We start from the raw sequence: 20,898 nt of genomic DNA, 5'->3' as shown, positions 1-20,898 counted from the left end.
AGCCTTGCGTGATCCCTGTGGGAGCTGGCTTGCCGGCGATAGGGCCGCACAGCGGCCCCTGTCAGCGCCAGCGCGAAAGGACGTCGGGCAGCTGCGACAGGCGCTGGATCTCGGCATCCGGTGCCTGCTCACCCGTCCAGGCCTTGCCCTGGGGGTTGAACCAGACGGCCCGTAGCCCGGCGCGCTGGGCGCCGGCGATATCATCGCCGGGGTGGTCGCCGATGTGAACGGCGGCGCTGGCGTCCGCCTCGCCGCGGCGCAGGGCTTCCAGGAACGGTGCCGGGTCCGGCTTGCCGATGCCGAGGTCTTCGGCGCACAGGGCAAAGCGGAAGTAGTCCGCCAGCCCCAACCGGCTCACGTCGGCGTTGCCGTTGGTGACCACGCCCAGGGTGTAGTGATGGCGCAAGATCTCCAGCACCGGCTGCACCTCGGGGAAGATCTCCACCTGGTGGCGAGCATGCAGGAACACTTCAAAGCCTTCGTTGGCCAGCGCCTGCGCTTGCTTCTCGCTGTAGCCGACCTCTTCCAGGGCATGGAACAGCACCCGTCGGCGCAGGGCGCTGATGCGGTGCTTGAGGCCGGGCTCGGCCTGTACCAGGCGCTCGCGGATGGCGAACAGGTGCTCCACCGGCACGCCGCCCAGGATCGGGGCGTTGGCTTCGAGCCAGTCGCGCAGCACGACTTCAGCGCTGGCGATGACCGGCGCGGTGTCCCACAGGGTGTCGTCGAGGTCGAATGTGATCAGCTTGATGCTCATGAGTCTGTGCCTTTGCTGCGTTTGGCCCGAGGGTGGGCGCTGTCGTACACCGCGGCCAGGTGCTGGAAGTCCAGGTGGGTGTAGATCTGCGTGGTACTGATGTCGGCATGGCCGAGCATCTCTTGCACCGCCCGCAGGTCCTGGGACGATTCCAGCACATGGCTGGCGAAGGAATGGCGAAGCATGTGCGGGTGCAGGTGCTGGCCCAGCTCGCGCTCACCCGCCTTCTTCACCCGTTGCTGCACAGCCCGTGGCGTGATGCGGTTGCCCTGGCGGGTGATGAACACTGCGCGGTCACGCGGGTTGCCGATGCCGCGCAGGCGGTACCAGGCCTGCAGCGCCTCGCGGGCCTTGCGGCCAACCGGCAGGACGCGGGCCTTGCCACCCTTGCCCAGCACCTGCACCAGGCCGGCGGCGAGGTCGATGTGATCGAGGTCGAGGTTGGTCAGCTCGGACAGGCGCAGGCCAGACGAATAAAACAGTTCAAGAATGGCCTGGTCACGGCGGGCGATGAAGTCGTCGTCGACGCCGCCATCAAGCAGCTGCAGGGCGCGGTCGGTGTCCAGCACCTTGGGCAGCCGGCGCTCACCCTTGGGCGCGCTCAGGCCGGTGGCCGGGTCGTGCTGGCACAGGCCTTCGCGGTTGAGGTAGCGGTACAGGCCGCGCACCGCCGATAGCAGCCGTGCCAGGCTGCGCGAGGACTGGCCATGGTGGTGCAGGCGCGCGATCAGCTGGCGCAGCTGCTGGATCTGCAGCGCCTGCCAACCGTCAATTGCGTGTTCCTTGCAATAGGCGATGACCTTGTCCAGGTCGCGACGGTAACCCAGCAAGGTGTGCTCCGACACCTGGCGCTCGTTGCGCAGGTGTGCGCAATAAGCCTCCAGCTGGCGTTCCATCAGCGTACCGAGCGCAGGGTCTGGGTAACGCGCGGTACAACGCGGCCGAGCACTTCGGCGATGTAGCCGAGGAACAGGGTGCCGACGCTGCTCTTGTAGTGTTGCGGGTCGCGGCTGCCGATCGCCAGCACCCCGTGCAGCCCCTGGTATTCGAGGGTGGCCACGGCGCTGGAACCCACCTCCCGGCGCTGTTCTTCACCGAACAGGAACGCCAGCTCGTGTTCACGGAGGTTGCCACTGACTGTCTTGCCGCCGCCCAGCAGGGCACCGATGGCCTGTTGCGCCTCGGCGTTGCTGACCCAGCGCCCGACCGGCGCAACGTTGTCGCCGAACAGGATGAGGCTGACGAAGGGTACCTGGAACTCCTGGCGCAGGCTGTCTTCGACCGCCATCACCACTTCTTCCAGGGTACCGGCGTCGAGCAGGTCGAGGATCAGCCGTCGGGTCTTGTCGAACAGCCGGTCGTTGTCGCGGGCCACGTCCATCAGTTGCGACAGGCGATGGCGCATCTCGATGTTGCGGTCACGCAGCAGCTTGAGCTGGCGTTCCACCAGCGACACGCTGTCGCCACGCTGGTGCGGGATGTGCTGTTCGATCAGCAACTCGTCGTGCTCGGCGAAGAAGGTGGGGTGGGCGCGCAGGTAGGCGACCACCGCTTCGGCATCGAGCTCGGCGGACTGCTGGGGTACAACCTTGGGCTGATCGGTCATGGCGGTTACTCGCTTAGAGACGAACCTGTCCTTCGTAGACGCGCACGGCAGGGCCGGTCATCAACACGGGCTTGCCGGGGCCGGCCCATTCGATGTGCAGGCGGCCACCGGGCAGGTCGAGGGACACCGGGGAATCCATCCAGCCTTGGCTGATCGCTGCCACGGCCGCGGCGCAAGCGCCGGTACCGCAGGCCTGGGTTTCGCCCGCGCCGCGTTCCCACACGCGCAGGTTGGCGCGGTGGCGGTCGATGACCTGGAGGAAGCCGGCATTCACCCGCTGCGGGAAGCGTGGGTGGTTTTCGATCTTCGGGCCCAGCTCATGCACGGGGGCAGTATGCACGTCGTCGACGCGCAGCACGGCATGCGGGTTACCCATGGACACGGCAGCAATCGAATGCAGCTGGCCGTCGACTTCCAAGGGGTAGTTTGGCGCCTGCGCGTCAGCGACGAAGGGGATTTCGGCAGGAATGAACCGCGGTGGGCCCATGTCGACACTCACCTGGCCGTCGTTCTGCACGTCCAGCACGATGATGCCGCTTTTGGTTTCCACGCGAATGCGCTTTTTCGCGGTCAGGCGCTTGTCCAGCACGAAACGGGCGAAGCAGCGCGCACCGTTACCGCACTGTTCCACTTCAGAGCCGTCGGCGTTGAAGATGCGGTAGCGGAAGTCCACTTCCGGGTTGTTCGGCGCCTCGACGATCAGCAACTGGTCGAAGCCGATGCCGGTATGGCGGTCACCCCATTGCTTGGCGTGCTTTGGCTGGATATGCGCGTGCTGGCTGACCAGGTCGAGGACCATGAAGTCGTTGCCCAGGCCGTGCATCTTGGTAAAACGCAGCAGCATGGGCTTACTCCGGCAGCAGGCTTTCGCCAGCGTACAGTTCGGCGATGGTCTCGCGGCGGCGTACTTCGAACGCCTGGTCGCCGTCGACCAGGATTTCAGCGCAACGGCCACGGGTGTTGTAGTTGGAGCTCATGACAAAACCATAGGCGCCCGCGGACTGCACGGCCAGCAGGTCGCCTTCGGCCAGGTTCAGCACACGGTCCTTGCCGAGGAAGTCGCCGGTCTCGCAGATGGGGCCGACCAGGTCGTAGGCACGGCCTTCGCCTTCGCGTGGGATGACCGCGCTGACACCCATCCAGGCCTGGTAAAGGGCCGGGCGAATCAGGTCGTTCATTGCCGCATCGATGATGGCGAAGTCTTTGTGTTCGGTGTGCTTGAGGTATTCCACGCGGGTCAGCAACACGCCGGCGTTGGCCACGATGTAGCGGCCCGGCTCGAACACCAGGGCCAGGTCGCGCTTGCCTACGCGTTCGCGAATAGCCTTGATGTAGTCGGCCACCAGCGGTGGCTCTTCGTCGCGGTAGCGCACGCCAACGCCGCCACCCAGGTCCAGGTGGCGCAGGTGGATGCCGCAGTCGGCGAGGCGATCGACCAGGTCCAGCAGGCGGTCGAGGGCATCGAGGAACGGCTCCACGGTGGTCAGCTGCGAGCCGATGTGGCAGTCGACGCCGACCACTTCCAGGTTCGGCAGCTGCGCGGCACGCACGTAGATGGCCTCGGCGTCGGCGATGGCGATGCCGAACTTGTTTTCTTTAAGGCCCGTGGAGATGTACGGGTGGGTGCCGGCGTCTACATCCGGGTTTACCCGCAGCGACACCGGGGCAACCTTGCCCATTTCGGCGGCCACGACTTGCAGGCGCTCCAGCTCGTCGGTGGATTCGACGTTGAAGCAGTGCACGCCCACTTCCAGGGCGCGGCGCATGTCTTCGCGGGTTTTGCCGACGCCGGAGAACACCACGCGGTCCGCGCGCCCGCCAGCCGCCAGCACGCGCTCCAGCTCACCGCCGGAGACAATGTCGAAGCCTGCGCCCAGGCGTGCCAGCACGTTCAGCACGCCGAGGTTGGAGTTGGCCTTGACCGCGAAGCACACCAGGTGCTCGGCGCCTTGCAGGGCGTCGGTGTAGCTGCGGTACTGGGCCTCGATGTGGGCGCGCGAATACACGTAGGTGGGGGTGCCGAAACGTTCGGCGACGGCCGACAGGGCCACCCCTTCCGCGAACAGCTGGCCGTCGCGGTAGTTGAAAGCGTTCATCTGGTTTCCTTACTGCGCAGGCGACTGCTCGGGCTCGGACTGCAGCTCGGGCTGCTGCGCTGGCGCCGTGGCCGGCTTGGCTTTTGGCTGGTGCTGGTGCGACTTGTGCGCTTTGCCGTTATCGCCGTCTTCAGGCAGATACAGCGGGCCTTTCTGGCCGCAGGCCGAAACGAGGCAGGCAACAGCGACCAGCGCCGCGAAGGAGGAAATCAGGCGCTTCATGGGTGAAATCCTTAGAAAAATGCAGTATTGCGCCCGAGTATACCGAGCGACCGGCGGCTTGCCTATGCAAGGGCCGGTCCGCCGGGCGGGCTATTCTTACCGCCTTCAATGGCTAATCTTTGCATTCGGCGCCAAGCGCCCGTATCTTGCCCGGCTTGCCTGTAACGCAGCCAATTTCGAGGTTCCTGCAATGAGTTTGAGTGAAGCGCGTTTCCATGATCTGGTCGACGCGACCCAACAGGCCCTGGAAGACCTGTTCGACGAGAGCGGCATGGACCTGGACATGGAGAACTCCGCCGGGGTCCTCACCGTCAAGTTCGAAGGTGGCGCCCAGCTGATCTTCAGCCGCCAGGAACCGCTGCGCCAGCTGTGGCTGGCCGACCGTTCCGGTGGCTTCCACTTCGACTACGACGAAGAAAGCGGCAAGTGGGTTTGCGAGAAGAGCGAAGAGCTGCTGGGCGAAATGCTCGAGCGCATCGTCTGGGAGCGGGCCGGCGAGAAGCTGGACTTCGACGAGATCTGACATGAGTAGCGCCCAGGCCCGGCCACCCAAGCCGCTCTACAGCAACATCAGCCCCGCCGTGCCATCGCCGTGCATCAGCGTTTGCCGGCTGGACGAACAGCGGGTGTGCACCGGCTGCCAGCGGCATGTGGAGCACATTCGTGAATGGCGTTCCGCCGATGACGAACGGCGTCGGCAAATCTGCCGCGAGGCCCAGCTCCTGCGCGGCCAGGCTAAGGCACACTGAGAGCAGGGGCTTGAGTATTTGCCCGGCTGTGGTAGTGTCGAGTTCTGCGTCGGTGACGCCAAAGCATTCACAAACCCCGCCCTTGGGCGGGGTTTTGCTTTATCTGCCCGACGAAAATCGCCTGTTCAAAGGAGTCTGACTGGATCATGAGCACCAAGCCTTCCCTCATCCTCACCCGATTGGACGTACAGCGTCTGGAGCGTCTTATCGACAGCCTCGACGAGAGTACGCCGGGTGTGCTCGCCCTGCAGGACGAGCTGGACCGCGCCGAGCAGGTGGTCGGTCACGAGGACGTGCCAGCGGGCGTGGTGACCATGAACTCGCGCGTGCACTGCCGTGAGGAAGCCAGCGGCAAGGACTACCACCTGACGTTGGTCTATCCGAAGGACGCAGGGCCGGAAGGCAATGTTTCGGTCCTGGCACCGATCGGCTGCGCTTTGCTGGGGCTGTCGGTGGGCGAGCAGATCGACTGGCCGGCACCGGGTGGCAAGACCCTCAAGCTGAAGCTGCTGGAAGTGGAGTACCAGCCCGAAGCGGCGGGCGATTACGACCTGTAAGGGTCAAGGGGGCCGCTGTGCGGCCCATCGCCGGCCAGCCAGCTCCCACAGGTCCGGCGCCGGCCTCGGCCCTGGTGAAACCCTTGTGGGAGCTGGCTTGCCGGCGATGGGCTGCAGAGCAGCCCTCGGTCATTCCCCCAGCACCTGCTCCAACCCCTCATTCAACGCCTGCTCCAGCATCCGCTTGTAGCTCAGGTACGCCTGCGTCGCGCCCAGCCGGTCATCCAGCAGCTCGGACAAATCCAGGTCGGTGATGTAGCACCGGTACTGTCCGGCACCGCGCCGTTGCCCGATGATCTGCCTGGCCACCACTGCATACAGCTGACCACCATGCTCCAGCTCGGAAAACTCTTGCTGGTCGCAGTACAGCGTCACATGTGCCGCACCCGCCATTCCGGCCTGGATGATGGCCTGCACCTCATAGTAAGGCTGGCCGCTGCCTTCGACCGGAGCCTGGCGCGCCTCGATGCTGCGCGCCTTGCCAGCGCCGGAAGGCAACAGTTGCGCGTAGTGGATGTCCAGCGAGGCAGCGCGCTGGGTATCCAGCGGCAGCCGGGCATCACGGCGCATCACCACTGATCGCAGGAAGCGTTGCAGTGGCAGCAGCAGGTGGGCTTCGTCATGCAGGGGAAGGCGCTGCTGCCACAGGGCATTGTATTCGTCCAGCACATACAACTCGGCCCAGCCACCCTGCAGGCGGTAGAACACCTGGATGCAAGCCGGGCGGCCCTGTTCCAGCACCAGGCGCAAGTCGTGGTCCAGCAGTGCGTTGCTATCCAGGTACAGCGGGCTGTAGGCGCTACGCTCCTCGCCCAGGTGGGCCAGCAGGGCTTCGTGCTCGGCCAGGGTGGCCAGGCCGACATGCCCGGCCAACAGCTCCAGCACATGGGTGTGTTGGGCCACCTGTAGCAGGTAGCGGTGGTTCAAGCCTTGGTCCAGCAGCAGCTGCACCGTGTCGAAAATTTCCTCCACGCGCTGGCCGATGGCCTGCGCGCGGCTCTGGCAAAAACAGCGCACCCGTACCCGTGGCCGGTGGCCGCGCAGCACCGGGTTGTTGAGGAAGTCCCGCAGGCAGCGCACCAGCGCGTGCTCACCGTCGTAGCGCTGGACCAGCACTTCGTTCCAGCTGTTCAGCGTGACCTGGTCCAGGGTCAGCACCAGGTTCTCGCGCACGCCTGCGTAGCTCAACGAATCGGTACGCTCGGTGGTCATCAGGATGTTCAGGTCGCGGTGATGGCGCAGCGGGTCGATGGCGACATTGACCAGCAACAGCACCTCGTCGGCAACGCTGGGCTGCAGCAGGCGCACTTCGCTGACGATCGGCAAGGGCAGGGGAATGCTTTGCTGCAGGCAACCCATCAGGTTGAACAGCTCGAACTCGCTGAGGTCGCTGACGCCCGGGTGCAGCGCCAGGCGCGTGCTGCTGTCGATCACGCCGTTGCGGTGGGCCCAGGCCAGCAGTTCAAGCAGCTCGCGGCAGCGTTTGATCGGGCTGAAGTGCTCCACCTCGTGGGTACTCAGGTTGCCGCTGTACAGCTCCCAGTGGTAGCTGCCGGGCTCCTTGCGGTTGGGCGCCTGGACCAGGGTCAGGGTGCCTTCGGCCAGGTCCGGGGCGATGCCGGGGTTGATCACTTCGACCTTGCCGGCGCGGCGCTCGAAGGCCGCATACAGGCGCCGGCCCAGCACATTGAGGTCGCGCTGGTCGGCGCGGCTGCTGGCGTTCTGGGTGCTGGCAAACTGGCTGAGGAAGCGGTAGCTATGGTTCAGCTCGGCCACCAGTTCGCGGCGCTCGACAGCGACTTGCTGCACTTTCCATTGGCTGCGGCTATCCAGCAGGGCCAGCTGACGCTCGTCCCAACCCCACTCGTCTGCCAGGCGCTGCAACAGCCGGCGCTGCCAGCCACTGGCGCGGCCCTGGTCGCTGAGCTTCTTGTTCACCTTCAGGTACAGGCTGCGCCTTACCAGCTCCAGGCGCGCAGGCTCGCCACGTTGCAGCAGGTAACGTTCGATGCGTCGGTACACCATCACATACGGGTCCAGCTCGTCGAGGTCGAGCTGGTTGGCGAACACCGCCTGCTTGTAATCCAGGCTCAGGCAGCGGACGGCCGGGTGTTCACTGGCGTAGGTCTCGGTCAGCAACAGCTTGAGCAGCGATTTGTAGGGCGAATCGATGCCCTTGAACAGTTGCCACAGGCCGGCACCGACGAACTCGCCGGGCGGGATGTGCGCCAGGTTGCCGAGGTCGAGGGCATCCTGGCTGCGGATGAAACGCTTGGTCAGCAGGGTCTGGGTGTAGGCGCGGTAATTGTGCTCCTGGTAGACGGGTACCAGCCACCACAGGGGTGTGCGCCCTGCCAGCCAGAGGGTGGTGCGGTAGAACTCGTCCAGTAGCAGGTAGTGCTGGGTGGTACCGCAGTCGTCGGAGCCCAGTTGGCCGTCGCGTTGGCCCTGGGCAAAGCCTTGCGTGTCGATCAGGAAGAAATGCGCCTCGGCGCCCAGGCTTGCCGCCCAATCCTCCAGCAATTGGCACTTGCGGCGCAGTTCTGCCAGCAAGTGCTCGGGCAAGCCGGGCGCATGGCACACCCACAGGTCCATGTCGCTGTGCTCGGCCTGGGCCAGTGAGCCCAGGCTGCCCATCAGGTAGAGGCCATGGATCGGGCGTGGCGGGTTGCCATGGCGGGCCTTGTAGGTGAACGAGCGGGCCAGGCGCTGGGCCTCGACCACCAGCTCGGCACCTGGCTCGTAGCCCGACACGCCAGCCGGTGTGCTACCCGAGACGTAGCCCGGCAACAGCGGATGGTTCACGTGAAACAGCAGCGGCAGTAGCGTCAGTACCTGTTGCTGGCGTGTCGACAGGCCTTCCATTGCCCGTTGCAGCCTCCCCTGGTTCAGCTGCAGGAAACGCGCACGCAATGTCGCCAGGACCTTGCGATCGATGCCTTCGTCCAGGTCAGGGCGGATTTCGTGAGGGTGGTTCATTGTGCGCTCGGGCAGGCCAGTAAAGCTGTGGCGAGTGTAGCCTGAGTGGTGGGGCCGGATAAGCGCTAATTGGGATTTTTGGCGCCATTTTTCCAGCGCGCGCCTGCTCCAGCTTTTGCTGCGCTTCAGGCATGATGGGCGCACTGATTTCATGTAGAGAAATTCCGATGCGTGTATGGATCGATGCCGACGCCTGCCCCAAGGCGGCCAAGGATCTGATCGTCAAATTCGCCCTCAAGCGCAAGTTCGAAGTGGTGATGGTAGCGGGCCAGGCCGTGGCCAAACCAGCGTTCGCGATCGTGCGCCTGATCGTGGTACCCAGCGGCATGGACGCAGCGGACGACTACCTGGTCGAACACGCCGTGCCGGGCGAGCTGGTGATCTGCAGTGATGTGCCGCTGGCTGACCGCCTGGTTAAAAAAGGCGTGACCGTGCTGGACCCGCGCGGGCGCGAATTCGACGAGCGCAACATGGGCGACCGCCTGGCGGCGCGCAACCTGTTCACCGAGTTGCGTGAGCAGGGCCAGGTGGGGGGAGGGCAGGCGGCTTATGGTGAACGTGAAAAGCAGGCGTTTGCCAATGCGCTGGACCGGATCATTGCCCGGCTGAGTAAAACCTGATGCGGGGCTGCGCAGCGGCCCCAAAGGCTTACTGGTCACCCTCGTGCGTGAGTTCCAGGATTCGGTCCACCAGCTTGTAGATCCCGCCCGCCGCTTCGCTGATGGACTTGGCCTCCATGTAAGCCGGGGTAGTCACCAGCTTGCGCTGAGTGTCTTCGACAATGTCGTGTACATCGCACTCTTCATGGGTGCCGCCCATTTTCTCGACAGCCGCCGCAGTGCCTGCGTCGCTACCGATGGTGCAGACCACGCCCGGCCCGTAGATCTTCGCGGCCAGTGCCGGCGAAATGCAGATCAGGCCAACCGGCTTGCAGGCGTCGGCAAAGGCTTCGGCCAGGGCGAGCACGTCCGGGTTGACGCTGCAGTTGGCGCCTTCCACGGCGAAGTTGGACAGGTTTTTCGCCGCCCCGAAGCCGCCAGGCACGATCAGCGCATCGAAGTCTTCAGCCTTGGCTTCGCGGATGTCCTTGACCTCGCCGCGGGCAATGCGCGCCGACTCCACCAGCACATTGCGCGACTCGGGCATTTCTTCGCCGGTCAGGTGGTTGATGACATGCATCTGCGCAATGTTCGGCGCGAAGCACTGCACCTGCGCACCGCGCTGGTCGAGGCGCAGCAGGGTGATCACGCTTTCGTGGATTTCGGCGCCGTCATACACGCCACAGCCGGAAAGAATCACCGCTACTTTTTTTGTCATGCTCATTACTCCAGTGTCGAGGCGCTAAATGTCCTCTAGTTTGGCAGATGTCGCCATAGGGGTTGCCGCAGGCGCGGCCTAATCTTGATGGATACCGCCTGAGGCCGTACCCATGGACCTGATATTGCTGGCCGTGCCGTTCTTCTTCGTGCTCATCGCCGTGGAGCTGGTGGCCGACCGTGTGCGTGGCCAGCGCAACTTTACCCTGGCCGACTCGATCAACAGCCTGAGCACTGGCGCCCTGTCGACCAGCACCGGGTTGCTGACCAAGGGAGTAGGGCTGCTGACCTATGCCCTGGCGTTCGAGCACCTGGCGCTGTTGCGGCTGCCGCCCGAAGCCTGGTGGGTATGGCTGCTGGCCTTTGTCCTGTACGACTTCTGCTACTACTGGCTGCACCGACTGGGCCATGAACGCAACGTGCTGTGGGCCGCGCATTCGGTGCATCACCAGAGCGAGGAATACAACCTCACCACCGCGTTGCGCCAGACCAGTAGCGGGTTCATCTTCTCGTGGGTCTTCTACCTGCCGCTGGCACTGCTGGGCGTGCCGCCACTGGTGTTCATCACCGTGGCATCGCTCAACCTGCTGTACCAGTTCTGGGTACATACCCGGCACATTCCCAAGCTCGGCTGGCTTGAGTGGGTGTTGATCACACCATCCAACCATCGCGTCCACCATGCGCAAAACCCTGTTTACTTGGATCGCAACTACGGCGGTGTGTTCATTCTCTGGGACCGTCTGTTCGGCACCTTCAAAGAGGAGGACCCGGCCGAGCCTGTGGTGTTCGGGGTAACCACGCCGCTGGCCAGCTGGAACCCGCTGTGGGCCAACCTGCAGTTCTATGCCCAGCTCTGGCATGACGCCCGGCACACTGCCAGCCTGCGGGACAAGTTGCGCATCTGGTTCATGCCCACCGGTTGGCGCCCGGCTGATGTGGCCGCACGTTACCCACAGGCCAAGCAGGACCTGGCGCTGTTTCGCAAGTTCGAGGTTGCCCTGGGCCGCCCGCAACAAGCCTACGTGGCGACGCAGTTCGTTGTTTATGTGGCCTTGGGCAGCTACCTGATGGACGTAGCCGAACGCGTGCCGGCCGCCGCGCTGGTGCTCGGCTGGTCGCTCATGGCGTTTGGTCTGTTCGTACTGGGCGGGTTGCTGGAGAACCGGCCCTGGGCCGCGCGCCTGGAACTGGCGCGGTTGGTGGTGAATGCGCCGGCGCTGTACCTGGCCGGCGCACTGGGCCTAGCGGTGGTCGCGCCGCTGGCCTGGGTCCTGCTCGTGGTCTACAGCCTTCTCAGCCTGTGGGGCCTGGGCCTGGTCCGCCGCCTTGCGCTCCGCGCGCAAGGTGCGGAAGCGCCGGCGCAGCCACAACAGCACGCCCAGCCCCACCAGGCCACCAAGTACCCATAGCTCGTAACGCTTCACGTTGCCCAGCAGGCCTTCGAGGATGGCGCCGAAGTGGTACGCAGCCGCGCCCAGGGCTATTGCCCAGATGGCCGCGCCAAGTCCATTGAGCAGAAGGTAGCGGCGCGGCGGGTAGCCCGACAGGCCAATGGCCACCGGCATGACCGTACGCAGGCCATAGACGAAGCGGAAGCTCAGCACCCAGATGTCGGGGTGGCGGCGAATGTGGTCCAGCGCCCGGTCACCCATTGCTTGCCAGCGTGGTTTGCGCGCCAGGATCCTGCGCCCATGGCGGCGGCCCATGAAGTACCACAGCTGGTCGCCGGCATAGCTGCCGAGGAACGCCACCAGGCACACCAGTTTGATGTCCATGTACCCACGGAACGCAAGGAAACCCGCAAGCACCAGGATGGTCTCGCCTTCGAAGAAGGTGCCTAGAAAAAGGGCAAAGTAGCCGAAATCCTGCAGGAATTGTTGAAGCATTTTCTGAGGTGCTGGCGAAATGAACGCGCAGCCTACCCCTTCGCGCGCATTCGTGAAAGTGTCCAAATGTGTCTCGACGTGAACAATTCCTACACAGACAATGCCAGAGGCCACGCGCCATGGCTTGCCCTGGTGTGTAACACAGGCGTCATAATGGGCGCTTATCTTGCCGCTCAATTGATGATAGGGCGTTAACGTCCTCAGGAACGCCAGATGAATAATGAAGTGCTCACCCCTGTCGCGATCAAGGAAGCCCAGGAGCTCCCGGAAGAGTTGGTGCAGACCCCGCCAGACCTGCCGCCGGCGCCCGAGCCGGAGCCTGTAGAGGAGCAGGTCGCCGAGCCTGTGGCCGCAGCGCCGGCGCCCGCGCCGGCCCCTGCAATCACCGTCCCCGGCCTGGACGACAGCAGCCTGTACATTCATCGCGAACTCTCGCAGCTGCAGTTCAACATCCGCGTGCTGGAACAGGCCCTGGACGAGAACTACCCACTGCTCGAACGCCTCAAGTTCCTGTTGATCTTCTCCAGCAACCTCGACGAGTTCTTCGAGATCCGCGTCGCCGGCCTGAAGAAGCAGATCAACTTCGCCCGTGAACAGGCCGGTGCCGACGGCCTGCAGCCGCACCAGGCGCTGGCGCGTATCAGCGAGCTGGTGCACATCGAGGTAGAGCGCCAGTACGCGATCCTCAACGACGTGCTGCTGCCGGAGCTGGAAAAGCACCACATCCGCTTTATTCGCCGCCGTTACTGGACGCCCAAGCTCAAGACCTGGGTGCGCCGCTATTTCCGCGACGAAATCGCCCCGATCATCACCCCGATCGGCCTCGACCCGACCCACCCGTTCCCGCTGCTGGTGAACAAGAGCCTCAACTTCATCGTCGAGCTGGAGGGGGTCGATGCCTTCGGTCGCGACTCGGGCCTGGCGATCATCCCGGCCCCGCGCCTGCTGCCCCGGGTTATCCGCGTGCCTGAAGAGGTGGGCGGCCCGGGTGCCAACTACGTGTTCCTGTCGTCGATGATCCACGCGCACGCCGACGACCTGTTCCAGGGCATGAAGGTGAAGGGCTGCTACCAGTTCCGCCTGACCCGTAACGCCGACCTGGCGCTGGACTCCGAAGAAGTCGACGACCTGGCCCGCGCCCTGCGCGGCGAGCTGTTCTCGCGCCGTTACGGCGACGCCGTGCGCCTGGAGGTGGCCGACACTTGCCCGAAACACCTGTCGGACTACCTGCTCAAGCAGTTCAGCCTCAGCGAAAGCGAGCTATACCAGGTCAATGGCCCGGTCAACCTCACCCGCCTGTTCAGCATCACCGGCCTGGACAGCCATCCGGAGCTTCAGTACACGCCGTTCACCCCGGCGATCCCCAAGCTGCTGGTGAACGCCGACAACATTTTCAGCGTGATCAGCAAGCAGGACATCCTGCTGATGCACCCCTTCGAGTCCTTCACCCCGGTGGTCGACCTGCTGCGCCAGGCCGCCAAGGACCCGCACGTGCTTGCCGTGCGCCAGACCCTGTACCGGTCCGGGGCCAACTCGGAAATTGTCGACGCCCTGGTAGACGCTGCGCGTAACGGCAAGGAGGTCACTGCGGTGATCGAACTGCGCGCGCGCTTCGACGAAGAGTCCAACCTGCAGATGGCCAGCCGCCTGCAAGCGGCCGGTGCGGTGGTGATCTACGGCGTGGTCGGTTTCAAGACCCACGCCAAGATGATGCTGATCCTGCGTCGCGAGCAGGGCGAGATCGTGCGTTATGCGCACCTGGGCACCGGCAACTACCACGCCGGCAATGCCCGCCTGTACACCGACTACAGCTTGCTGACCTCAGACGACGCCCTCACCGAGGACGTCGGCAAGCTGTTCAGCCAGCTCATCGGCATGGGCAAGACGCTGCGCATGAAAAAGCTGCTGCACGCGCCGTTCACCCTGAAGAAGGGCATGCTCGACATGATTGCGCGCGAAACCCAGTTTGCCCTCGAAGGCAAGCCGGCGCACATCATTGCCAAGTTCAACTCGCTGACCGACGCCAAGGTCATCAAGGCGCTGTACAAGGCTAGTCAGTCGGGTGTGAAGATCGACCTGGTGGTGCGTGGCATGTGCTGCCTGCGCCCAGGCATTCCGGGGGTTTCACACAATATCCAGGTGCGCTCGATCATCGGCCGCTTCCTTGAGCACACGCGGGTGTTCTACTTCCTCAATGGCGGCGAAGAGCAGATCTACCTGTCCAGTGCCGACTGGATGGAGCGCAACCTCGACAAGCGCGTCGAGACCTGTTTCCCGGTGGAAGGCAAGAAGCTGTTGCTGCGGGTGAAGAAGGAGCTGGAAGGCTACCTGACCGACAACACCCACGCCTGGACCTTGCAGCCAGACGGGCGCTACGTGCGCATCACCCCGACCGGCAACCAGAACCCGCGCAGTGCCCAGGCGACCCTGCTGGAGCGCCTGAGCAACCCGGTCCTCAACGTACGCTGAGGACGAAGCCGACCCGGGCCAGCCACTCCGCCTCGTTGGCGAAGTCGGCCTGGGTCAGCTGGTTCTGTTCCAGCCAGCCTTCAGGGAAGGCCACATCCAGGCTTGCATCGCCAGCCTTGAGCACCACCTTCGGCATCTGCTGGTTGCCACGGATGTGGTGAAACAGAATGGCGAAACGCAGCAGCACGCACAGGCGCAGCAGCTTGATGCCTTCGTCACCCAGCTCGGCGAACTTGTCCTTGGGGATGTTGCGGCGGTGGCCGCGTACCAGCAAGGCCATCATCTGCTGGTCCTCGCGGGAGAAGCCCGAAAGGTCGGAGTGCTCGATCAGGTAGGCGCCGTGCTTGTGGTAGTGATAGTGGGCGATATCGAGGCCTACTTCGTGCACTTTCGCGGCCCAGCCCAGCAGATCGCGCCAATTTCCGTCTTTCAGCCCCCAAGCATCGGCCACTTGGTCGAAGGCATGCAGTGCCTTGCGTTCCACGCGCGCAGCCTGGCCCTGGTCCACGTGGTAACGCTCCATCAACGAGTTGAGGGTGCGTTCGCGCACGTCTTCATGGTGGTGGCGGCCGAGCAGGTCGAACAGTACACCTTCGCGCAGGGCGCCGTCACAGTGGTCCATGCGCTGCAGTTCCAGCGCGTCGAAAATCGCTTCGAGAATGGCCATGCCCGCCGGGAAGATCGTGCGGCGGTCCGGCTTGATGCCGTCGAAGTCGATCTTGTCGACTTCCCCCAGCTTGAACAGCTTGCGCTTGACCCAGGCCAGGCCCTCGGCGTTGACCTCGCCATTGCCCAAGCCGCCGGCCTTGATGGCGGCGCCGATGGCGCGGATGGTGCCGGACGAGCCAATGGCCTCGTCCCAGGTCAGGCGATGCAGGGCATGCTCGATACTCATCAGCTCCAGGCGCGCGGCCGTGTAGGCCTGGGCGTAGCGGGCCGGGGTGATCTTGCCGTCGCGGAAGTAGCGCTGGGTGAAGCTGACGCAGCCCATCTGCAGGCTTTCGCGCAGCAGCGGCTCGAAGCGCTGGCCGATGATGAACTCGGTACTGCCGCCGCCGATGTCCGCCACCAGGCGTTTGCCGGGGGTATCGGCCAGGGTGTGCGAAACGCCCAGATAGATCAGTCGCGCCTCTTCACGGCCGGAGATGACCTCCACCGGGTGGCCGAGGATGGCTTCGGCACGCTGGATGAACTCGTTACGGTTGCGCGCTTCGCGCAAGGCGTTGGTACCGACGATACGCACGGAGCCTGCCGGCATGCCGTTGATCAGCTGGGAAAAGCGCTTAAGGCAATCCAGGCCTCGTTCCATTGCCTCTTCACTGAGTTTGCGGTCTTCGTCGATGCCGGCGGCAAGCTGAACCTTCTCGCCGAGCCGCTCGAGAATGCGGATTTCGGTATGGTGGGCCTTGGCCACGACCATGTGAAAACTGTTGGAGCCAAGGTCGATGGCGGCGATCAGGGACAGGTTCTTCGCGATGGTATGCGGCATGATCTGGTTGTTCTCGGTCGTTAACCCGGCAATCGTGCCACGATAGCAGGCTGACGCCAACGCGTGACACGCAGCCGATGTGCTGGCCTTGATGCAAGGCAATGTGCCATTCGATTCTATGACGGCTGTATGACAGTTTCGATTCGCGGCGTCTTGCGCAACTATAGTTACAGTCAATCGTCCGTGGCTTCCTGTCGGCGGCGGGGGCAGCTATGATGGGCAACGTTTTTTATTGCTTACGACCTTGGAGATTTCCATGAGCGACAAAATCAAACACGTCACCGACGCCAGCTTCGAAGCCGACGTACTGCAGGCTCAAGGCCCGGTGCTGGTCGACTACTGGGCTGAGTGGTGCGGCCCATGCAAGATGATCGCTCCGGTTCTGGACGATATCGCTACCACCTACGAGGGCAAGCTGACCGTCGCCAAGCTGAATATCGACGAGAACCAGGAAACCCCGGCCAAGCACGGCGTGCGTGGTATCCCGACGCTGATGCTGTTCAAGAACGGTAACGTCGAAGCCACCAAGGTTGGCGCGCTTTCCAAGTCGCAGCTGGCCGCGTTCCTCGACGCCCACCTGTGATGTGAAAAAAGCCCCGCAAATGCGGGGTTTTTCTTTTCCAGAGCACTAGACGCAGAAAAAAGCAAGTGTTACATTCGGCCTCGCACTGCTTTTCCAGTGCCCTCTACACGCCGTCGCCGAAGCATCCCTAATTCGAATCAGTACGCGATCCTGTCGCCATCTAGCGGCGCGGCCTCATTAAGCCAGAAGCTTAATTCTCCCTTCTTACATGATTACGTCACTCCCCTTATGAACCTGACTGAACTCAAGCAAAAGCCGATTACCGATCTTTTGGAAATGGCCGAACAGATGGGCATCGAGAACATGGCCCGTTCGCGCAAACAGGACGTGATCTTCGCCCTGCTGAAGAAGCACGCGAAGAGCGGCGAAGAGATTTCGGGTGACGGCGTGCTGGAGATTCTCCAGGATGGTTTCGGTTTCCTGCGCTCGGCTGATGCGTCCTACCTGGCCGGCCCGGACGATATCTACGTCTCGCCCAGCCAGATCCGCCGTTTCAACCTGCGTACCGGCGACACCATCGTCGGCAAGATCCGCCCGCCGAAGGAAGGGGAGCGTTACTTCGCCCTGCTGAAGGTTGATACCATCAACTTCGACCGTCCGGAAAACGCGAAGAACAAGATCCTGTTCGAAAACCTGACGCCGCTGTTCCCGAACAAGCGCCTGAAGATGGAAGCCGGTAACGGCTCTACCGAAGACCTGACCGGTCGCGTCATCGACCTGTGCGCCCCGATCGGCAAAGGCCAGCGTGGCCTGATCGTCGCCCCGCCAAAAGCGGGCAAGACCATCATGCTGCAGAACATCGCGGCCAACATCACCCGTAACAATCCCGAGTGCCACTTGATCGTGCTGCTTATCGACGAGCGCCCGGAAGAAGTGACCGAAATGCAGCGCACCGTGCGCGGCGAAGTGGTTGCTTCCACCTTCGACGAGCCGCCAACCCGCCACGTGCAGGTTGCCGAAATGGTGATCGAGAAGGCCAAGCGCCTGGTCGAGCACAAGAAGGACGTGGTCATCCTGCTGGACTCCATCACCCGTCTGGCGCGTGCCTACAACACCGTGATCCCAAGCTCCGGCAAGGTGCTGACCGGTGGTGTCGACGCCCACGCCCTGGAGAAGCCGAAGCGCTTCTTCGGCGCCGCGCGTAACATCGAAGAAGGCGGTTCGCTGACCATCATCGCCACCGCGCTGGTCGAAACCGGCTCGAAGATGGACGAAGTGATCTACGAAGAGTTCAAGGGCACCGGCAACATGGAGCTGCCTCTGGACCGCCGCATCGCCGAGAAGCGCGTGTTCCCGGCCATCAACATCAACCGTTCCGGTACCCGCCGCGAAGAGCTGCTGACCGCCGACGACGAACTGCAGCGCATGTGGATCCTGCGCAAGCTGCTGCACCCGATGGACGAAATCGCCGCCATCGAGTTCCTGGTCGACAAGCTCAAGCAGACCAAGACCAACGACGAGTTCTTCCTGTCGATGAAGCGCAAGTAAGCTTCCCGACCAAGCCGTAATTGGGGCCGCTTCGCGCCCCTTCGCGGGCACGCCCGCTCCCACAAGGATCGCACTGAACTTGTGGGAGCGGGCGTGCCCGCGAAGGGCTGCGAAGCGGCCCTAGTGCATTTTTGCCCCCAAACAATGCCCGAACGGCGCTACACTCTGCACCCCGACCGATACGGCCAACACGAGGCTTTTGCATGCAGTATCGCGACTTGCGCGACTTCATCCGTGGCCTGGAACAGCGCGGCGAGCTCAAGCGCATCCAGGTACCGATCTCCCCCGTCCTGGAAATGACCGAGGTCTGCGACCGCACCCTGCGTGCGAAGGGCCCGGCATTGCTGTTCGAAAAGCCCACCGGCTTCGATATTCCGGTGCTTGGTAACCTGTTCGGCACGCCAGAGCGCGTGGCCATGGGCATGGGCGCCGAGTCGGTCGAAGAACTGCGCGAAATCGGCAAGTTGCTGGCCTTCCTCAAGGAGCCAGAGCCGCCGAAGGGCCTGAAGGACGCTTGGTCCAAGCTGCCGATCTTCAAGAAAGTCGTGTCGATGGCACCGAAAGTGGTCAAGGACGCGGTATGCCAGGAAGTGGTGGTCGAGGGTGACGACGTCGACCTCGGCGCACTGCCGATCCAGCACTGCTGGCCAGGCGACGTGGCGCCGCTGATCACCTGGGGCCTTACCGTCACCCGCGGCCCGAACAAGGATCGCCAGAACCTGGGCATCTACCGCCAGCAGGTCATTGGCCGCAACAAGGTCATCATGCGCTGGCTGAGCCACCGTGGTGGTGCCCTCGACTACCGTGAGTGGTGCGAGAAAAACCCCGGCCAGCCGTTCCCGGTTGCCGTGGCCCTGGGTGCTGACCCGGCGACCATCCTCGGTGCCGTGACCCCGGTGCCGGACACCCTCTCCGAATATGCCTTCGCCGGCCTGCTGCGCGGCAATCGCACCGAGCTGGTCAAGTGCCGTGGCAGCAACCTGCAGGTACCGGCCACCGCCGAAATCATCCTGGAAGGCGTGATCCACCCGGGCGAAATGGCCCCGGAAGGCCCGTATGGCGACCATACCGGCTACTACAACGAAGTGGACAGCTTCCCGGTGTTCACCGTCGAGCGCATTACCCACCGGCAGAAGCCGATCTACCACAGCACCTACACGGGCCGGCCGCCAGATGAGCCGGCGATTCTCGGCGTGGCATTGAACGAAGTGTTCGTGCCGATCCTGCAGAAGCAGTTCCCGGAAATCACCGACTTCTACCTGCCGCCGGAAGGCTGCTCGTACCGTATGGCGGTGGTCACCATGAAAAAGCAGTACCCGGGCCACGCCAAGCGCGTGATGCTGGGTGTGTGGTCGTTTCTGCGACAGTTCATGTACACCAAGTTCGTTATTGTCACCGATGACGATATCAACGCCCGTGACTGGAACGATGTGATCTGGGCCATCACCACGCGCATGGACCCCAAGCGTGATACGGTGATGATCGACAACACGCCGATCGACTACCTGGACTTCGCGTCGCCGGTATCGGGGCTGGGGTCGAAGATGGGCCTGGACGCCACGCACAAGTGGCCGGGCGAGACTACACGCGAATGGGGGCGGGTCATCGTCAAGGACGAAGCCGTCACCCGCCGTATCGATGAGCTGTGGGATCAGTTGGGAATAGATTGATGCAGGTAACGTTGCAGCCGTCCGGGGCGGTGCTGGCGCTCGAACCCGGGGAACGGATCCTGGATGGAGCGCGGCGGTTGGGCTATGACTGCCCGAATAGCTGCCGCAATGGCAATTGCCATGTCTGCGCCGCGTTGTTGGTCGAAGGGCGGGTACGCCAGGACGGCGAAGTCCGTGACCATGGCGAGCTGTTTACCTGCATTGCCGAACCGCTGGAGGACTGTGTGTTGCTCTGGGATGGTGTGCTCGCCCTGGGCGAGCTGCCGGTACGCAAGCTGGCGTGCAGCGTCAGTGAATGCGTCGACGTTGGTGGCGACGTCTGGCGGGTGCGCCTGCGTGCGCCAGCCGGCAAGCCACTGCGATACCACGCCGGGCAGTACCTGATGATCGAGCGCGAGGGCGGCAAGCCTGCCGCGTTTTCGCTGGCCTCCGCACCCCACGCCGGGCGAGAGCTGGAGCTGCACGTGCTGGCGCGTGAGCCCAGTGCATTGCAACTGATCGAGCAGCTCAAGCGTGATGGCTTGGCCCGCATCGAAATGCCGTTTGGCGACACCCACCTGGCCGAGCTGCCCGACGGGCCACTGGTGCTGATTGCCGCGGGCACCGGCATGGGCCAGATGCACAGCCTGCTCGAGCATTGCCGCGCCAACGGCTTCAAACACCCGGTACACCTGTACTGGGGCGTGCGTCGGCCCGAAGACTTCTACCAGATAGAGCACTGGGACGAATGGCAGCGCCTGCCCAACCTGTTTCTGCACCAGGTCGTCAGCGACCTGTGCGGCTGGGAAGGCCGCTGCGGCATGCTGCATGAGGCGGTCTGCGAGGACATCGCCGACCTCAATACCGTGCATGTATATGCCAGCGGTTCACCGAACATGATCTATGCCACCCTCGACGCCCTGGTCGAAGCCGGTATGGATGCCCACCGCATGCGTGCCGATGTGTTTGCCTACGCGCCACGCGGTTAATAACCGAAGTTTAAAAGTGTGGGAATAAGGCGGTATATATTTACCGCCTTGGCGAATAACTTT

The 20,898-nt window shown here is 63.7% G+C and carries 19 protein-coding genes and 1 pseudogene; 10 read left to right on the top strand and 10 right to left on the bottom strand.

Annotated features, from left to right (window positions below):
* Positions 1–61: 61 nt before the first annotated feature.
* From ACN6NG_RS28905 to lptM, 6 genes are read right to left on the bottom strand one after another with little or no spacing between them, the layout of a single operon-like run.
* Complete coding sequence (locus tag ACN6NG_RS28905; protein ID WP_063424102.1) at positions 62–757, bottom strand: HAD family hydrolase; 696 nt, start codon at positions 755–757, stop codon at positions 62–64.
* Entirely contained in the window at positions 754–1,653 is a 900-nt protein-coding gene (gene xerC / locus ACN6NG_RS28900; protein WP_063424103.1) for a tyrosine recombinase XerC, read from the bottom strand. The genes ACN6NG_RS28905 and xerC overlap by 4 nt, the downstream gene beginning before the upstream one ends.
* Positions 1,653–2,363: a DUF484 family protein gene (locus ACN6NG_RS28895; protein ID WP_049273680.1), complete on the bottom strand. Its 711-nt coding sequence runs from the start codon at positions 2,361–2,363 to the stop codon at positions 1,653–1,655. The genes xerC and ACN6NG_RS28895 overlap by 1 nt, the downstream gene beginning before the upstream one ends.
* A 13-nt stretch (positions 2,364–2,376) precedes the next feature.
* A complete protein-coding gene (gene dapF, locus ACN6NG_RS28890) occupies positions 2,377–3,207 on the bottom strand; it encodes a diaminopimelate epimerase (RefSeq protein WP_019473711.1) in 831 nt (276 codons plus the stop codon).
* A 4-nt stretch (positions 3,208–3,211) separates the two neighbouring features.
* On the bottom strand, positions 3,212–4,459 hold the full coding sequence (gene lysA / locus ACN6NG_RS28885) for a diaminopimelate decarboxylase (RefSeq protein ID WP_016502187.1): 1,248 nt from the start codon (positions 4,457–4,459) through the stop codon (positions 3,212–3,214).
* Between the two features lie 9 nt (positions 4,460–4,468).
* Positions 4,469–4,681, bottom strand: a complete 213-nt coding sequence (gene lptM, locus ACN6NG_RS28880) for an LPS translocon maturation chaperone LptM (protein WP_063424105.1) — start codon at positions 4,679–4,681, stop codon at positions 4,469–4,471.
* Positions 4,682–4,871: 190 nt separating this feature from the next.
* Here lptM and cyaY point away from each other — a divergent pair, with 190 nt between their 5' ends.
* The 3 genes from cyaY to rnk all read left to right on the top strand — a co-directional run bounded on the left by cyaY (position 4,872) and on the right by rnk (position 5,987).
* Positions 4,872–5,204 carry an iron donor protein CyaY gene (gene cyaY, locus ACN6NG_RS28875; protein ID WP_016502185.1) on the top strand — a complete coding sequence of 111 codons (333 nt, stop codon included), beginning with the start codon at positions 4,872–4,874 and terminating at the stop codon, positions 5,202–5,204.
* A gap of 1 nt (position 5,205) precedes the next feature.
* Positions 5,206–5,430: a DUF1289 domain-containing protein gene (locus ACN6NG_RS28870; protein ID WP_353457105.1), complete on the top strand. Its 225-nt coding sequence runs from the start codon at positions 5,206–5,208 to the stop codon at positions 5,428–5,430.
* A 146-nt stretch (positions 5,431–5,576) separates the two neighbouring features.
* A complete protein-coding gene (gene rnk / locus ACN6NG_RS28865; RefSeq protein WP_016502183.1) occupies positions 5,577–5,987 on the top strand; it encodes a nucleoside diphosphate kinase regulator in 411 nt (136 codons plus the stop codon).
* A 129-nt stretch (positions 5,988–6,116) separates the two neighbouring features.
* Here the strand turns inward: rnk and ACN6NG_RS28860 are convergent, their stop codons facing one another.
* Positions 6,117–8,966, bottom strand: coding sequence for a class I adenylate cyclase (locus ACN6NG_RS28860; protein WP_353457106.1), 2,850 nt, complete (start codon positions 8,964–8,966; stop codon positions 6,117–6,119).
* A gap of 167 nt (positions 8,967–9,133) precedes the next feature.
* Here ACN6NG_RS28860 and ACN6NG_RS28855 point away from each other — a divergent pair, with 167 nt between their 5' ends.
* A complete protein-coding gene (locus ACN6NG_RS28855) occupies positions 9,134–9,586 on the top strand; it encodes a YaiI/YqxD family protein (RefSeq protein ID WP_019473824.1) in 453 nt (150 codons plus the stop codon).
* A gap of 28 nt (positions 9,587–9,614) precedes the next feature.
* Here ACN6NG_RS28855 and elbB read toward each other — a convergent pair whose 3' ends face one another.
* Positions 9,615–10,283, bottom strand: a complete 669-nt coding sequence (gene elbB, locus ACN6NG_RS28850; protein ID WP_063424108.1) for an isoprenoid biosynthesis glyoxalase ElbB — start codon at positions 10,281–10,283, stop codon at positions 9,615–9,617.
* Between the two features lie 112 nt (positions 10,284–10,395).
* On the opposite strand from elbB, the pseudogene ACN6NG_RS28845 reads away from it, so the two are divergent.
* Positions 10,396–11,022 (top strand): annotated as a pseudogene (locus tag ACN6NG_RS28845) (sterol desaturase family protein); the annotation flags it as partial.
* A gap of 501 nt (positions 11,023–11,523) precedes the next feature.
* On the opposite strand, the gene ACN6NG_RS28840 reads toward ACN6NG_RS28845, so the two are convergent.
* The gene (locus tag ACN6NG_RS28840) at positions 11,524–12,168 is read right to left on the bottom strand and encodes a DedA family protein (RefSeq protein WP_081237931.1); all 645 of its coding nucleotides are present in this window, start codon (positions 12,166–12,168) and stop codon (positions 11,524–11,526) included.
* A 213-nt stretch (positions 12,169–12,381) separates the two neighbouring features.
* Between ACN6NG_RS28840 and ppk1 the strand changes: the two genes are divergently transcribed.
* The gene (gene ppk1, locus ACN6NG_RS28835; protein WP_063424111.1) at positions 12,382–14,637 is read left to right on the top strand and encodes a polyphosphate kinase 1; all 2,256 of its coding nucleotides are present in this window, start codon (positions 12,382–12,384) and stop codon (positions 14,635–14,637) included.
* Here the strand turns inward: ppk1 and ppx are convergent.
* Positions 14,624–16,126: an exopolyphosphatase gene (gene ppx / locus ACN6NG_RS28830; RefSeq protein ID WP_063424112.1), complete on the bottom strand. Its 1,503-nt coding sequence runs from the start codon at positions 16,124–16,126 to the stop codon at positions 14,624–14,626. The genes ppk1 and ppx overlap by 14 nt on opposite strands.
* A 256-nt stretch (positions 16,127–16,382) precedes the next feature.
* On the opposite strand from ppx, the gene trxA reads away from it, so the two are divergent.
* From trxA to ACN6NG_RS28810, 4 genes are all read left to right on the top strand, one after another.
* Entirely contained in the window at positions 16,383–16,709 is a 327-nt protein-coding gene (gene trxA / locus ACN6NG_RS28825) for a thioredoxin TrxA (protein WP_063424113.1), read from the top strand.
* Between the two features lie 228 nt (positions 16,710–16,937).
* A complete protein-coding gene (rho, locus tag ACN6NG_RS28820; protein ID WP_003253661.1) occupies positions 16,938–18,197 on the top strand; it encodes a transcription termination factor Rho in 1,260 nt (419 codons plus the stop codon).
* Positions 18,198–18,400: 203 nt separating this feature from the next.
* On the top strand, positions 18,401–19,867 hold the full coding sequence (ubiD, locus tag ACN6NG_RS28815; RefSeq protein WP_016502174.1) for a 4-hydroxy-3-polyprenylbenzoate decarboxylase: 1,467 nt from the start codon (positions 18,401–18,403) through the stop codon (positions 19,865–19,867).
* Positions 19,867–20,835, top strand: a complete 969-nt coding sequence (locus ACN6NG_RS28810) for a CDP-6-deoxy-delta-3,4-glucoseen reductase (RefSeq protein WP_016502173.1) — start codon at positions 19,867–19,869, stop codon at positions 20,833–20,835. The genes ubiD and ACN6NG_RS28810 overlap by 1 nt, the downstream gene beginning before the upstream one ends.
* Positions 20,836–20,898 lie beyond the last annotated feature (63 nt).

The organism is Pseudomonas sp. TSO6 (assembly GCF_056098905.1).
This window is presented reverse-complemented; position numbering and strand designations above follow the sequence as displayed.